The sequence below is a fragment of the Paraburkholderia caffeinilytica genome (genome assembly GCF_003368325.1).
Lineage (GTDB): Bacteria > Pseudomonadota > Gammaproteobacteria > Burkholderiales > Burkholderiaceae > Paraburkholderia > Paraburkholderia caffeinilytica.
In genome coordinates this window covers 4,064,799-4,078,830 of sequence record NZ_CP031467.1, presented here as the reverse complement: position 1 = coordinate 4,078,830, position 14,032 = coordinate 4,064,799, and the positions used below count along the sequence as shown (strand labels likewise).

11 protein-coding genes and 1 pseudogene are annotated in these 14,032 nt (G+C 59.5%); 6 read left to right on the top strand and 6 right to left on the bottom strand.

Annotated elements, in window-relative coordinates; translation table 11 throughout:
- The first annotated feature begins 777 nt into the window (after positions 1–777).
- The 4 genes and pseudogenes from DSC91_RS34510 (at position 778) to DSC91_RS34495 (ending at position 6,460) form a co-directional block, all read left to right on the top strand.
- Positions 778–3,579 carry a glycoside hydrolase family 3 protein gene (locus tag DSC91_RS34510; protein ID WP_208645749.1) on the top strand — a complete coding sequence of 934 codons (2,802 nt, stop codon included), beginning with the start codon at positions 778–780 and terminating at the stop codon, positions 3,577–3,579.
- 30 nt (positions 3,580–3,609) lie between these two features.
- A complete protein-coding gene (locus DSC91_RS34505) occupies positions 3,610–4,692 on the top strand; it encodes a porin (RefSeq protein WP_115782946.1) in 1,083 nt (360 codons plus the stop codon).
- Between the two features lie 87 nt (positions 4,693–4,779).
- A pseudogene (locus tag DSC91_RS34500) lies at positions 4,780–5,247 on the top strand (MFS transporter); the annotation flags it as partial.
- A gap of 259 nt (positions 5,248–5,506) precedes the next feature.
- Positions 5,507–6,460 carry a LysR family transcriptional regulator gene (locus tag DSC91_RS34495; protein WP_115782945.1) on the top strand — a complete coding sequence of 318 codons (954 nt, stop codon included), beginning with the start codon at positions 5,507–5,509 and terminating at the stop codon, positions 6,458–6,460.
- Here DSC91_RS34495 and DSC91_RS34490 read toward each other — a convergent pair.
- Positions 6,395–7,129, bottom strand: a complete 735-nt coding sequence (locus tag DSC91_RS34490; protein ID WP_115782944.1) for an SDR family oxidoreductase — start codon at positions 7,127–7,129, stop codon at positions 6,395–6,397. The genes DSC91_RS34495 and DSC91_RS34490 overlap by 66 nt on opposite strands.
- Positions 7,130–7,423: 294 nt before the next feature.
- Between DSC91_RS34490 and DSC91_RS34485 the strand changes: the two genes are divergently transcribed.
- The gene (locus DSC91_RS34485) at positions 7,424–8,008 is read left to right on the top strand and encodes a recombinase family protein (protein WP_115782943.1); all 585 of its coding nucleotides are present in this window, start codon (positions 7,424–7,426) and stop codon (positions 8,006–8,008) included.
- A 1,358-nt stretch (positions 8,009–9,366) separates the two neighbouring features.
- Here DSC91_RS34485 and DSC91_RS34480 read toward each other — a convergent pair.
- From DSC91_RS34480 to DSC91_RS34470, 3 genes are all read right to left on the bottom strand, one after another.
- Positions 9,367–9,561 (bottom strand): hypothetical protein, encoded by a 195-nt coding sequence (locus DSC91_RS34480; RefSeq protein WP_115782942.1) that lies wholly within the window; start codon positions 9,559–9,561, stop codon positions 9,367–9,369.
- Positions 9,562–9,580: 19 nt separating this feature from the next.
- Positions 9,581–10,021 carry an SET domain-containing protein gene (locus tag DSC91_RS34475; RefSeq protein WP_115782941.1) on the bottom strand — a complete coding sequence of 147 codons (441 nt, stop codon included), beginning with the start codon at positions 10,019–10,021 and terminating at the stop codon, positions 9,581–9,583.
- Between the two features lie 286 nt (positions 10,022–10,307).
- Positions 10,308–10,586 (bottom strand): HU family DNA-binding protein, encoded by a 279-nt coding sequence (locus tag DSC91_RS34470; RefSeq protein WP_115782940.1) that lies wholly within the window; start codon positions 10,584–10,586, stop codon positions 10,308–10,310.
- Between the two features lie 1,282 nt (positions 10,587–11,868).
- On the opposite strand from DSC91_RS34470, the gene DSC91_RS34465 reads away from it, so the two are divergent.
- A complete protein-coding gene (locus DSC91_RS34465; RefSeq protein WP_115782939.1) occupies positions 11,869–12,297 on the top strand; it encodes a hypothetical protein in 429 nt (142 codons plus the stop codon).
- A 185-nt stretch (positions 12,298–12,482) separates the two neighbouring features.
- On the opposite strand, the gene DSC91_RS34460 is transcribed toward DSC91_RS34465, so the two are convergent.
- A complete protein-coding gene (locus DSC91_RS34460; protein ID WP_115782938.1) occupies positions 12,483–13,496 on the bottom strand; it encodes a relaxase/mobilization nuclease domain-containing protein in 1,014 nt (337 codons plus the stop codon).
- Between the two features lies 1 nt (position 13,497).
- Positions 13,498–14,031 (bottom strand): plasmid stabilization protein, encoded by a 534-nt coding sequence (locus DSC91_RS34455; RefSeq protein WP_115782937.1) that lies wholly within the window; start codon positions 14,029–14,031, stop codon positions 13,498–13,500.
- Between the last annotated feature and the right edge of the window lies 1 nt (position 14,032).

The window sequence follows — 14,032 nt, the reverse complement described above, 5'->3', positions numbered from 1 at the left end:
CGCTACCAGTTATTGATCCAGATCCGCACGGCGTCAAGGTCGGCGGGGGTGACCCGCCGGATCGAAAACCCGACCTCCTCGACCCTGCGACCCGACGTTCTGCTATCCTCATAGTTTTGACTATCATTCTCGATAACTAATTAATGGTGACTAGCAGACTCGACCCAAAAGTCGGCAAGAGACCGCCATCCATCCAATCGAAATCAGCCGGTTCACTCGCAGAAGCGAATAACGCAAGCGTCCGCTTCCAGCGGGATCCACTCGCCAACCAGCGCTCGCCGGAAGCAGTTCCTGCAAGACTGGATCAAAACTCAGCATACCAAGGATGCGGCCGCATAGTTCGAAACCACTTGCAGGTGAAAAATCGAGGGAAGCTCATACCTCACATCGACTCCCTGGCGAAGTACGCGGTGGTTTCCTGAACAGGCGCAGCCCGACGCGCCCGGGTACTTGGACCATATCATGCCAAAAAGCGCGCTTGGTGAGACGTCGACGAATTGACGGCATGCATGAACCCGGGCCTCCATAAAGAATTCTTTACTCTTCCCCTGCGCGCTACCTAGACGACATGGCCATCCCCTAATTGTTCACGAATTTTGGCGTTTCTAGACTACTCAGCATGAGTACTTTTCAAGGAGATGCCCCGGTGTTCACCATCACGAGTGCCATCCCACCAGAATTCGCTTCAGAATTTAAGCCGCCTCTGCATTGAGGATCCAAGGCCGACCGTTATCTTCGCATGTAGCAGCCCCGCCCCCTAATTCACAGGAAGCCGCAATGACCAATCCGAAAATCGATGCACAGAACATAATATTTCGCATACCTAAAAATATTTACGAATCGCCGGTAAGGAAAATCACTAGAATCAAGAGTTCCGCGGTCGTAATAGGTATGTTGCTGACTTCCTCCTATTGCGCCGCAGCCACCGACGCAACATCGTTTTCCGGCACGGGTAATCCGAAGGTCGATGCTTTGCTCGGGCAAATGACGCTGGGCGAGAAGATAGCCATGATTCGTGGTATCGCGGAGCCGGCGGCAACGAACCAAGGACAGGCGGGCTATCTGCCGGGCATCCCGCGCCTCGGCATTCCACCGCTGCGTCTCGCCGATGGTCCTCCGGGCATCCTGACCCGCACTCCCTCGCCCGCGCTGACCGCGACCATGGGCCTGGCGGCCACCTTCAGCAAAAACGACGCTCGCAAAAACGGCGAAGTCATTGCGCAGGAAGCCAGGCGCCTCGGCATCGACGTGGTACTCGAACCGTTCATCAATGTCGACCGCGACATAACGTTCCGGCGCGGCTACAACACGTTCGGCGAGGATCCCGTTCTCATCGGAGAGATCGGCGCCGCACAAATCAGCGGGACCCAGGACCGGGGCGTGATGGCTCAGGCGAAGCACTTCGTCGGCTTCGATACTAACGCGCACGACGTAACCATCGGCGCACAAGCGCTGCACGAGATCTATCTCGCCCCGTTTGCCGACGCCATCAAGGTTCGCGTCTCGTCGATCATGTGCTCCTACAACAAGATCAATGGTGCGTTCGCATGCGGCAACGACGCGGTGCTTAACAAGGTACTGAAGCAGGAAATGGGTTTCAAGGGTTTCGTCACTTCCGACTGGGGCGCCGTGCACGGCAACGACTACCTGAAAAACGGCCTGGACATGGAGATGCCCGGCATCGTGCCCGCGTCGAGCCCGTTCGCCGGCATGATGAACTCTTACTTCGACATTGCCAGCGGAAAACAGGCCGCGATGGACCCGACGTTCGGTGTGCTGGCAGCGCTGTTCGAAGGAAGCATCCCTGAAGAACCGAAGCGCCCTCCCGTCAATTGGGCGGCCGAGTTCCCGGCTGATCAAAATCCGCAGAACCTCTGGAACGCAATGAAAGACGGTACGACCGACGAAGCGATGGTAACTCGGGCGGCGGGCCGCGTGTTGAACCAGATGGATCGGTTCGGCTACCTCGGCGGCGCGCGCGCCAGAGCCCGCGACAACGCGCAGAAAGCCTCGGATCTGCCCGTCAACGCAGTCATTCAGAAGACCAGCGAGGATTCTGCGGTACTGCTGCGCAACGAGAACGGTGCATTGCCTCTGAAGGCAAGCGACCTGCAATCGCTGGCGTTGATCGGCCCGGGCGCGGGACAGGTTGTTGCGATCGGCAAGGCGGGCGAGCGTTCCGTCGGCATTTTGGCGAATCAGGTCGGACCACTCGACGCGATCAGAAAACTGGCGGCGAATGTGCGCGGCGCAAACATCGCATATGCCGTCGACGACGACATGACGGGTTCGCCAGTGCCCGCCTCGCTGCTGTCTCACGACGGCCAACCGGGCCTTGTTCGCACAGCCGCCGACAACGCGGGCACAACGCTCGACCCGTCCATCGATTTCACCACCCGGGGCGGAAATGCGTTGCCTGCAAACGGCAATGTCACCTGGAAGGGCACGCTCACGGTGCCTTCGGCGGGTCCGTACTGGCTCTATCTGCAGATTCTCGGCGCACGGGGCACCCTGTTCATCGACGGCAAGCGCGTCTCCGGCACCGGCTCGATGACAGGCGCGCTTCATGGCGACACCGTGCATGCCAACCTCGATAGCCTTCTGCCGACTACCGATGGTCTGGACAACGTACGTGCAGCGGTCGACCTCACCGCCGGCGCACATGAAATCACTGTGTCGATCTCCGGGGATACGTCCAACCAGCCTCAACAGGTCCGGCTGAACTGGGTGACACCGGAGGTACGCGAGGCCAATCGCGCAGCGGCGATCGCGGCGGCGAAACAGGCGAAGACTGCCGTGGTGTTCTTGTGGAGCCGTGGCGCTCCCGCATTCGGACTGCCGGCCGACCAGGACACGCTCGTCGAGGAAGTGGCGGCGGTGAACCCGAACACGATCGTCGTGCTCAACACCAGCCAGCCGATCGCAATGCCGTGGCTGGACAAGACGCGCGCCGTGGTCGAGATGTGGTGGTCGGGCGACCTCGGTGGCGTGGCGACGGCGAACGTGCTGCTCGGCAAGCGTAACCCTGCGGGCCGTCTGCCATTCACCTGGGCCAGTCGCCTGGAGGACTATGCCGCCACGGACCCGGCCCATCCCGAACGCTCCGGACAGGGCGTAAACGGCAAGACCGTGTTCTCCGAGGGCGTCGATGTGGGCTATCGGTGGTTCGACAGGCAAAAGATCGAGCCCCTCTATGCATTCGGCTACGGGCTTTCCTACACCAGCTTCAAATACTCGTCGCTCACCGTCCGCAATTCGAAGGACGGTGGGATCGATGTCGGCGTCGACATCCGCAATACCGGTCTGGTGGCGGGCGATGAAGTACCGCAGGTCTATCTCGGCGCGCCGCAAGAGACATCTGAGGACGCCCAGTTCCCGGTCCGTGCGCTGGTGGCTTTCGACCGCATCGCCCTGAAGCCTGGCGAACAAAGGCGGGTTGTGATGCACGTTGCTCCGCGACGCCTGCAGTACTGGTCCACCAAGCAGGATGGCTGGGTGACCATGCGTGATGGACGTCAGGTGTTTGTTGGGACTTCCTCCCGCGATCTGCGATTGAACGCCCCGCTACCGCGTGGCTGATTCGGACGATAGTTATTCAACGAAAAGACCATGCATAAAGCAAAATTCCTCGCGGTACAGTGCATCGCTGCCGCGGCCGGCACAATCGCCGGAACCACCGCCCATGCGCAAAGCAGCGTCACGCTCTATGGCCGGATCGATAACGGCATCGAATATATGTCGGGCATCCCGACTGCGAGCGGCGGCACGACATCACGCGTGCGCGCCGAGAGCGGCAATTGGGGCGGAAGCTATTTCGCCATGGAGGGCTCAGAAGACATTGGCGGGGGAACAAAGGCTACCTTCCATCTGGAAAGTGCGTTTCTCGCTACCACCGGACAGGGTTCGCCTGACGGGCTGTTCAACCGATGGGCAAGCGTCGGACTGAAGAACGACCACTACGGAGCGTTCCAGATCGGGCGCCAACTCTTCATCGCCAACAACATCGTCAGCTTCGATCCGTTCCTGCTCGGGTCATGGGCATCGACGTCCCTGACACGTGGCAGAAGCTGGATCAAGGCGAGCAACGCCGTGTCGTACCAGTCGCCGAAGATAGATGGCATCGACGTATACGGACAATATGCGTTGTCGAACGCCACCAACTGGAACGGCAACGGCACCACGTCCCAAGGCCGCATGGCGGGTCTGCAGATTTCATATGCGTCGGCGTGGATGCTGGTGCGGGGCATTTATGACGAAATCCGGGACCCGGCGAATGGCAAGTTCGACAATATCTACTCATACTCGCGGGAATATTTCGTCGGCGCCAATCTGTACCTCGGCCAGTTCAAGGTGCAGGGCGTTTTCCAGACGCTGCACGCCGACTCGGGCAGCACGACAACCCTTCAGCAGGAATGGGCGGCGATCAACTGGAGGGCACAGCCCGACATTGACCTGAAGGCCGCCGTGTTCCATGTGAATGCCAATGGGGGCGGCGGGAACGCGACGATGTACGCCGTGGGCACCGTGTACTACCTCTCGAAACGGACGCAACTGCACGCCCAGTTGGCAAGTGTACGAAACAGTGCGAATGCAAAATTCAGCCTCGAAGCGAACTCGACGACAAGCTCCGATAACCCGCTACCTGGACATACACAGTCGGGTGCCTATGTGGGCATCGAACATGTCTTTTAATAACCTGTCTGTAGACTCCTTACTCTGAATCCGCGCGCCGCGCGTGCCGGCGCGAATGCTTATGCACACACATACCGGAGATACAGGATGAACCCGTCGATCACAAATACGCGTGCGGGCAAACGCTATACGTACGAATGGTACGTCGTCGCCATCTGCATGCTGGCTTACGTCTTTTCCTTCATCGATCGTCAGGTGCTTGCGCCTATGATCGAGCCGATCAAGCACGACCTCCATCTTACCGACGCGTAATTCAGCCTTCTGCACCGGTTCGCTTTCTCACTCCTCTATGCGGTGATGGGCATGCCGATCGCGCATCTCACGGACCGCTTCGCGCGGCCGCGCATCATTGCTTGCGGCATAGCGCTATGGAGTCTCGCCACCACGGCTTGCGGAGTCGGCCAAAACTTCACGCAAATGTTCGTCGCTCGCATGAGCGTGGGTGTCGGCGAAGCGGCATTGTCGCCTGGAACCTATTCGATGCTCACGGACCTTTTCCCAAAGTCGAAACTGAGACGCGCAGCGGGTTTCTACTCGCTCGGCTCGTTCATCGGGCTTTGTCAACTTGTCGAGGTTGAGGCGGAAGGACGGCAGCAAAGAGCATCCGTCAGAAAGCCTAGGACGGATTTCGGGTGACTTCGGTGATTTCTGCTTGACTGCGGAAAGCGGTCATCGAATGGGCCGTTGACGTTAAATTTGATAAAATATTTGGTGGCCATCTGTTTGACGCAGTGGTCTTGCATGGGGCGAGGAGTTCACTGCTTTGGCCCTGGCCTGTGGCTAGCTGAGTCAGCGAACCGCCTTCCCGACCTACATGTTCCAGCTATGGCAACTGAAAATCTTCCTCGCGGCAGCCGAGACCTTGAGCTTTACGAGAGCTGCCAAACAGGTACACCTGTCGCAACCAAGCGTTACGGAACAGGTACGGGCACTCGAGCAGAGTGTCGGACAGCCGCTGTTCATTCGCAAAAACAACCGCCTGATGCTCACTGCGGCCGGCGAAAGGCTGGCAGGTCGTGCACGCGAGTTGCTCGCAATGGCCGACGATACCTTCCGGGTGGTTCGAGACAATCCCGACGAGAAAGGGGGCACGATCCGCGTCGCAGCACCGCAAACCTTGTGCACCTGTTTGCTTATTCCGGTGCTCACCCGCTTTGTCGAACTGCATCCAAGAACCCGGGTCGAGATTCGGGAAAGAAACTCCTCAGAGACCGCTCAGGCGGTGCTCGGCGGGACAGCCGACCTCGGTCTGGTGCACGGATGGCCGGCGAACGACGCCAACCTTCAGGCCGACCTCGTCGCACGGGACATGCCAGTTGTCGTGATGCCCCCAGGCCATCCACTCAGTAGGGCCGCTGACGTAAAGCCCGATGCGCTGGCGGCATTCCCGTTAATCGTCACCATGGAGGGCTGCCGGTATCGCGAATACCTAGATGCCCTGTTGCAGGAAGCCCCCGTGCGCCCTTGTATCCGCGGCGTGGCCGACAGCGTGCAAGCCTTGGTACAGATGGTGTCCGCGGGCCTCGGTGTATCGATCCTGCCGAGGATGGCCGTAGACACCGCTGAAACGGCGCTGCGTGTCGAGTTGCGCGCGCTGTCAACGATTGGCGAAGGTCTACCCATCTGTCTTCTCACCGTGGGTCGAGAGCCAACGCGCCACGTGGCAGCATTTATCGAGATGATTCGTCTCGCCGTAGCAAGATCAGACGAGCCGATGTCCACCGTCGACGTGAAGAACCGTGCCGGTCGTGTAGCCGTTACCAAGTAGGAAGACAATGGCATCGGCAATGTCGTCGCCAGTTCCAATCCTGCCCACCGGCAGTCGCTCCGCCATCGAGGCCAATAGCCGTTCACTGTCTGCGCCGGCGACGTTGTTCCAGATCGGTGTGTGTACCCAGCCCGGCGAAACTGCGTTGATCCGCAACGGCGCGAGCTCGACGGCCATCGCGCGCACGGCGCCTTCTAGTGCAGCATTGATTGCCGCCACGGCGATACCCTTCGGTCTCGGTCGGTAGGCCGCGATGCCGGAAGTCAGCGTGATCGAGCCGTGAGCCGGCATTCGCTGCGCGCTGTGCTTGGCCAGCAGGATCGGCGCGACGACCTTCGAGCGGATTGCGCGATCCAGCGCATCTAACTCGAGTAGCGGTAGCAACTCGTATGCGCCGCGGACGTCGGCGGCAGTACAAACCAGGTGGTCCACCGTCCCCGCCTCCTCGAAAAGACGCCGCACCTCCTCTTCGCGCGTCACATCGGCCTGGTGCAGACGTGGCTTGCCGAATTCGCACAGCTGCTCGCGTGCCGCTTCGAGCTTGTCTTTTGATCGGCCGACGATCAGAACCTCACAGCGCATTTTCATCAGCTGCGCGCAGAGTGCTAACCCCATGCCCGAGTTGCCGCCAACGACCACGATCTGTTGTCCTTCGAGACTGTTACCCATGCTCACCTTCCTTCAAACCCATACTTGAAGTGAGCTATGTTGGCGCGACACACTTTCGCGCACCAGCAGGAATTTTTGATCGTCGCATCGGTGTTTCCGATGCAACGCATCGGTTGGTAGAGCATTGCTCGAAGCATTCGTACATTCCGTCTCGGCCGAACTGGGCCTCACACACATGTACGAAACCGATCGGTTCGGTACAGCCCCCGCCACGTATGTACGAAAGTAAGTGTTTCGCAGTATCGAACGGTATTCAATAGTCGTACGTTGGTTTCGTACACATTGGAGAGCCGGATGTCGCGAAATTTCATTTATGCCCGCGTCAGCACCGCAGATCAAAACACCGAAAACCAAGTACGCGAAATGGCGGCCGCAGGCTTTGCGGTAGATAAGCGACGCATCGTCACCGAAAACATTAGTGGCAGCGTCACGGCCAGCGAGCGTCCACAATTCGCTCGCATGCTGAACCGACTTGAACCCGGCGATGTGCTCATCGTCACAAAGCTTGATCGCCTCGGCCGCAATGCGATGGACGTACGCTCGACGGTAGAGCGCCTCGCGATTGATGACGTTCGCGTCCATTGCCTCGCGCTTGGAGGCGTGGATCTAACAAGTACCGCCGGGAAGATGACGATGGGCGTTCTCATCGCGGTTGCAGAGTTCGAGCGTGACTTGCTGATCGAACGCACTCACACCGGGATCGTGCGCGCCCGTGCAGAAGGAACGGTAATGGGACGCCCTCCGGCGTTGACGGCTATGCAGCAGGCCGAAGTCATACAGCGGTTGGCAGCGGGCGAATCCATCTCTCAGTTCGCGCGCGATTACGCCACAACGCGGTATTCCATCATGCGAGTAAGGCGAAAGGCTGAGCCGATCTGACGTTATGAGTCAAATAGCGCTGGAGATTTCCCAGCATTTATCGCCGAAGATCACAGCTACGCCCACGCGCAAGTAGCTTAGCACGCGATTTTTTCCGAATTCTGAGACGACCCCTAGAAGACCGCCGGGTAACTCCTATAGTGCCCTGCAGTACACTGCTTTTCGTCTGCGCCTGGATACCAGCGGCACCGTATGATCGCAGGAACAAGTGTCGACATTTCCGTCCGCCGCTGCCCTTACCCGGTTTACCCTGTTGCGTCGCTCAGCAGCCGCATTAGCGGAATTAAAGGACACGTTGAACTCGCTAGAAAAATTGGCGGACACACAGCCGTTCGCCCGTTGCTGAAACGCAACGGGTGGCAAAACCGGCAATCTGGCCTTCCAGTCTTATCGGGAGCGGGCTGCTGCCCTTCTTTCGCTAGCGAAAGCCGTGAACATGGCAAGCAGAATTAACGAACATCAACAGTTGCTTCGAATTCGCGAGCCTTTTGCCTGGCAATGCCAGGCGTTTTTTTGAGTGCACGGACCATACGCAACAGTTCGGGGGTACAAGCCCCCCGCCCAGCCTGGTGGCAGAGAATGTGCTGCGCGCACAGCCGCCTACACGGTGTCGGTACCTGGCCCGATGCTCCGCTGGCTGATGAAGCAGCGTTTTCTGCTGGCCAATCCATTCGCTGGCGTCAAGGTGCGCGGAGCCCGTCTCGCAACCGTGCTCGACACATCCCACACTTTTGCAGAGGGCGAGTGGACGCCCGTCCACTCCATTGTCGCAGACTTGAATTGTCTTATGGCTAGGAGTCGCCGGCGGCGCAACGCCGGAGTTTCGTGGACATCGCGTATGCGGCCGCCCTGCGCGTGAGCGAACTGGTCCGTGCCTGTCTCGGCGACATCGAGACCGACGTCGGGGCGATCATTGGGTGAGCCTTATCCGGAAAGACCGCAAAGCGGGGAAGGACGCGGCGCGATCATTGGGCTGAACTCCGCACGACGTCGACAAACCAGAAATTTTCGAAAACCGCTCGATGTTCCTAGCCGATTCAGTTGGACGTGCCAATTGCGCGCCCGGGCGATGCTCACGAAAACAGTGGCAAAGATTCGACGGCGGTTTAGCGCCGACGTTGCGGGGACGTGGACCGACTGGTCCGTGCAGCAGTTTTCTCGCCGGTCGAGCCGAGCCGCCGATTCAGAGCCGACATCGCCCGACAGACGGACATGCTAGCGGGTGCCCTCGTCAGTGCCAGTTCAAGCCAGTCCAGCAGCTCCGGCAGACTCACTCCCCCTGCTCGCTTTCATGCGAACTTCCGCTTCTGCATAAAGCTGCTCCCCTGCATCTGTAGAGATACGCCCTGGCGTCGAGGTCACCACCAATCGTCAAGCTCCAGCGACATCTGTTTCTTCGTGTTTGCGCCAGAAGCACCGTCGGATACTGCTGCCTTTGGCATCCATGGCTTCAGCACATCGAGGTGGAAAACCAAATCCACGCCGAGCCGGACAAATCCATCATTCTCCTGCTTCGGGCTCTCGGCGATTTTCGGGATAGCGATGCTGCCCACTAGCTCCTCCGCCCCCTGTTCAGGCCGCGTCGGCCAGCATCGACCGACGACAATCCGCAGCCGAGCAGGCACACGCGTACTGGGCCCGAACCTCCTGATCTGAAGGATCGTCGGTAGCCAGCAGATAATCAATGAACAGTTCTTCACCCACGTGGATCGGTCGGAGCGTGTGAATGAAAATCCGACCATCATCCTCAATGGTTTCGCAGTTCGGCGCACACGCGTGGTTCAGCCAGCGGGCACTGTTGCCGTCCCGGCTGCCATCAATGACGCGTCCGTCCGACAGGCCGAACAGGAAGGTGTGTCCCGCGACGCCTTCACGCCGGTGCCGGCGCAACGCGTCCCGCCAGGTCGTGATTTCACCTTTGTACTCAAGCACGCGCTCGCCCGCTGCAAGCGGGCGCATCGCAAATACACCGTTGCCGTGCACTGGCGATCTCCGGACGATCACGCGACGCATTCTGTTGCCCTGAGTATGGTAGATGTGGAAGTATAAAGCGGCTAATTTCAATCGCGATTGATGGAAGGAACCTACGGTTACCACCACGTTCCGCGCCTGGCGGCCGCATTTGTATCCGGGGCGTCAGGAAACTCTGATCCGCGACAGTCAGGGATGCGCGCCGGTCGCCCCAGCGACGCAGGCCCCCTGCCTGATCACTACGTTCCACTGCCACCGCCGCGCACCGGTCGCGGCGATTCGACGGGGATGCCGTCAGCAGCAATCTGACCGACCGCCTGCCTCGGTTTCAGGCGCCTTTCACCGCATCCTTGAACGCCTTGCCTGCCGTGAACTTCACCGTCTTCGCGGCCGGAATCTGGATCTCGGCGCCGGTTGCCGGATTCCGGCCGACCCGTGCGGCGCGCGCCCCCGTCGAGAACGAGCCGAATCCAATCAGCTGTACCGTTTTGCCCTTCGTCAGTTCGCCTGTGATGGCCTCGATCACCGCGTCGATCATCTCGCCCGTGGCGACCTTGCTGTCGCCGGTCTTCGCGGCGACAGCATCCACCAGTTCCTGCTTGTTCATTCCGTTTTCCCTGTTGAGGTTGTGAAGATGTCGCCACCCTACCCGATCCGTGCCGCTTTGCGCAATCGGCCCTCCGTCGCACCGATTCACCCACGCCAGATCGCCCAACCGATGCCGGCCCATAATTGATGTCGTGTCCAATGCCCGGCCGCTGATACATGTTGGGCGACTTTGCACGTGCAAAGACTGAACCGCTTGCCGAGAGAGATCAGCGTCCATGGTTCTGTGCCGAAGCCTCAGCGATCCGCCAAAGTCTCCGACCGGCGCAGGCCGTCGACATTCCGACACGCCTTGGTGGGCCTACCGCGTCTTCTGCTGCCTAGACCTCGCGTGCCGCGTGACCTTTTGGTCACATCGCGCCAGTCCGGTCACGCGCCCAAAGACTTCTCCGCCTACAGCCGGGTCCGGTTGCGCGCCATTGCCTGTGAGTCATCAGGTGAGATACGCCCATCGCAAAGACGTAAGCTATACCCGAACGAAAAAGGTCGAATTGGGGCCAGTGTCCAGAAACGAAGGGTCGGATAGCTGCAACTTTCCGGGCCTTCATTTACACCATTTTTTGCGTTTTTCTCAATTTCTTATACTTCGCAAGGCCTCGCCCTAAGGAACGCGTGGAGTCGGCGCCTGCCCGCGGCGCTGCTGCAAAACCCCGCCGTGTGCCGGTGCAGTGACTATGATGTAGATGTGGTCCGTGCTAGCGACATGCGACCGCAAAACGGGGCAAGGCGGGGCTGGCGGGAGACTGGCCGCCCGTCCTTGCTCCGCCAGAACCGGGTCCGCGAAGATGCGGGCCATTTTTTTGCATGCTTATAACCCTGATAACTCCACGTATCAGAGTTGCGTTTAATGGCGTATCTGAACGGTGATAACCCGCATGTCACTGCAACCCATGTGGCCCGAGCGAGTCCCGCGGAGATCTTACGGCTGGCGCCCGTAGCCTCTCAAGGCTCTTAATCGTCTGAATCAGCGCGAAGCCGAAAAACCAATGTCACATCCGCACAATTGTTTCCGCGTCACGGTTTTCCCGGTGCGCTCATGACCGAGCGCACCGTCACCGATTGGTAGAGACTTTGTTGTGCGTCGATAGCGACACTCAGGCAGCCCCTAGCAGCGCGTTCGCAATACCCATCGTCTTCGCGACTGATACAAACTGCCTTTGTCCGAGCCAACCCGACCGTCTATATTGGATAAAAAGCAACGCAAGGACAGCGTGCACCGAATCACGCCCCTCATCGGCAGTCGTCCGTATATCTCCACAGTCCAACGATCGAGGAGTGAGGTAGTGGAAATCCTGAAATGTGCCGTTACAGTAGGCGCCTTGATTGGCCTTGTGAAATGTATCCAGTTATTCAGCCGCCACTGCCGTCGCCGTTTTGGACATCGCTTTTTCACGCTTCGCGCATTCTGGCTGGCGGCACTCGCGATCAACCTCATTTGGCTGGGATTCTATTTCTATGCAAGCGGCGTACGCAATCATGCTTCCATTAATGATGGACTCGTTCTCGTCGTTTTAAGCATCGTCCTCATTGTCTGGATGGTCTATGAAAACATCCGTGAAACGGACCTTGTCCACGGACTAGGCGGTTCAGCATTGCAGCTGGCATTGTTCTTTCCCGTGGCACTTTACACCCTCCCGGTCCTCCTGATTGCTATGGCAATTGTGCTGTTCGCGTCCTTCAAAGCTGGGCCGGCGTGGCTCGCCGATCGCTAAGCGGCGGTTAGCCTTCCGCACCGGCGTCCTATATTCGCGCCGCCCCGCAGTCCACGCACCACACCTTGAAACAAGGTCCTCGAGTCATCTGACTGGTTCCCACGGAGGAGGATCAGTTCCCTATGCGAATCGGTGCTGTCTGCGCCTCTGTCCGTATACAGGATGCCCATCATCATCTCCGCTGATCAGCGTTCCACATCCGGCTCGACTTGGTTCGAACGACCGTCGCTTCCCCGTACCCTGCGATCCAGCCGCTCTGGTCCGGTAATTCGCTCTCGTTCCGCCACAGGCCTGTCCCGCTGTACCGGCATGGCGCCAACGAAATAAGCCATCTCAACTGCCATCTCACGATCCCCGCGCGCGCCAGACGTCGCCATCGCGTAGGCAACCTCGCGCCATGCGGCAAACACCCCACCGTGTGCAACCCAACCCGCCTCGCGTTGCACATCGGTAGGAAGGAGCCGCCAGAAACTCGGCGTCTCGCCGCGTTCCATCATGTGCACGACTGCAGGTTTGGGATACCTTTGTGTGACGCCTCGGGTTCGCCGAGAGGTGGCGTTCGCGTCAACACCATGCGCCCGAAGTTGCTCGGCGAAGTATTCACGCCATCGCTGAAGATCCTTGTGACGTGGATTCAACCGACGCCCGTCCGGTCCCCGCACCTGCACACTCAAATGCACATGCGGATGGGCCTCATCATCGTGCGCAGCAAAGACATACGCGCGTCCATCGCCAAACTCTAGCGCCGCAAAATCACGCGCCGCATCGCGCACGGCCTGCCGATTCGTTTCCGGCGGCATCGACAGAAGGATATTGAATACTTCGCGGCGAGTACTGTTGTCCGGTATTCCCCATCCGCCAAGCTGCCAGGTTTTCGTGAGGTCGCGTAGCGCATCGATGCCGACAATTTTGTCGCCGTTCTGATCTTCCAGATCGACCCGGCCGTTACGCGAGATGTAACGAAGATGCCGACGTACAGCTCTTATTCCTTGGGCACTGGACGCCTTGTTGGTGATCTTGACCATCACCTCCGGGGTACGCTTTAGCGTTCGGGCCAGTTGGCAGCGCATGCGCGCTGCCTCATCCCGCATGGCCGCCCGTGAGCGCCGGGACGCCTTTGCATGCCAGAAAGGTTCGTGAAATAGCCGATCACCCCAGTTCAGGAGCATCGCGTCGACGTAGATTTTCGGATAGGGCATGTCACCGGCTCCATCGGTCGAGATTCGCGCGAATCACACCAGCGACAGCACGCAGATGCGCGTCAATCTGTTCCCGGATGCCCCCAAAATCAGCTCGATCCTGGAACGTGAGTTCCGCTCCACCACCGCGCATAAGTTGGCCCAACGTCCGGCTGATGGCAGCGAGTTGCAGGTTCGACGCTGACAGCAAATTCATCTCCTGTTCGCCCAATTGCGGCTCCCGCGACAACTGCGCACGGACCAGCGCCACGATCCACCGATTGCTGTTCAGGCCCCACGTTGCGGCGCGCAACTCCACGGCATTCCGCTCTGCGACGGTCAACCGGATTTCGATCCTACTGCGCGATTCTCCGACTATCGCCTGGACGAGTGCAGATTCGATCGCGACAGGTTGATCGCCAAGCCCTGCGTTGACCGCGGCAGCAATCAACTGTCGCACGCCGTCGCCAGCCGTCACGCCACGGCGCGTGCACCAGGCATCCCAGCGCGGCCTGATCGCGCCCAGCTCGACACACAGGCGCTCACGGACTCTCACG

Coding starts and splice junctions, on each gene's coding strand:
- DSC91_RS34460 (WP_115782938.1), bottom strand. CDS start 13,496: ATGCCCTATCCGAAAATCTACGTCGACGCGATGCTCCTGAACTGGGGT.
- DSC91_RS34485 (WP_115782943.1), top strand. CDS start 7,424: ATGTCGCGAAATTTCATTTATGCCCGCGTCAGCACCGCAGATCAAAAC.
- DSC91_RS34470 (WP_115782940.1), bottom strand. CDS start 10,586: ATGAACAAGCAGGAACTGGTGGATGCTGTCGCCGCGAAGACCGGCGAC.
- DSC91_RS34505 (WP_115782946.1), top strand. CDS start 3,610: ATGCATAAAGCAAAATTCCTCGCGGTACAGTGCATCGCTGCCGCGGCC.
- DSC91_RS34490 (WP_115782944.1), bottom strand. CDS start 7,129: ATGGGTAACAGTCTCGAAGGACAACAGATCGTGGTCGTTGGCGGCAAC.
- DSC91_RS34495 (WP_115782945.1), top strand. CDS start 5,507: ATGTTCCAGCTATGGCAACTGAAAATCTTCCTCGCGGCAGCCGAGACC.
- DSC91_RS34475 (WP_115782941.1), bottom strand. CDS start 10,021: ATGCGTCGCGTGATCGTCCGGAGATCGCCAGTGCACGGCAACGGTGTA.
- DSC91_RS34510 (WP_208645749.1), top strand. CDS start 778: ATGACCAATCCGAAAATCGATGCACAGAACATAATATTTCGCATACCT.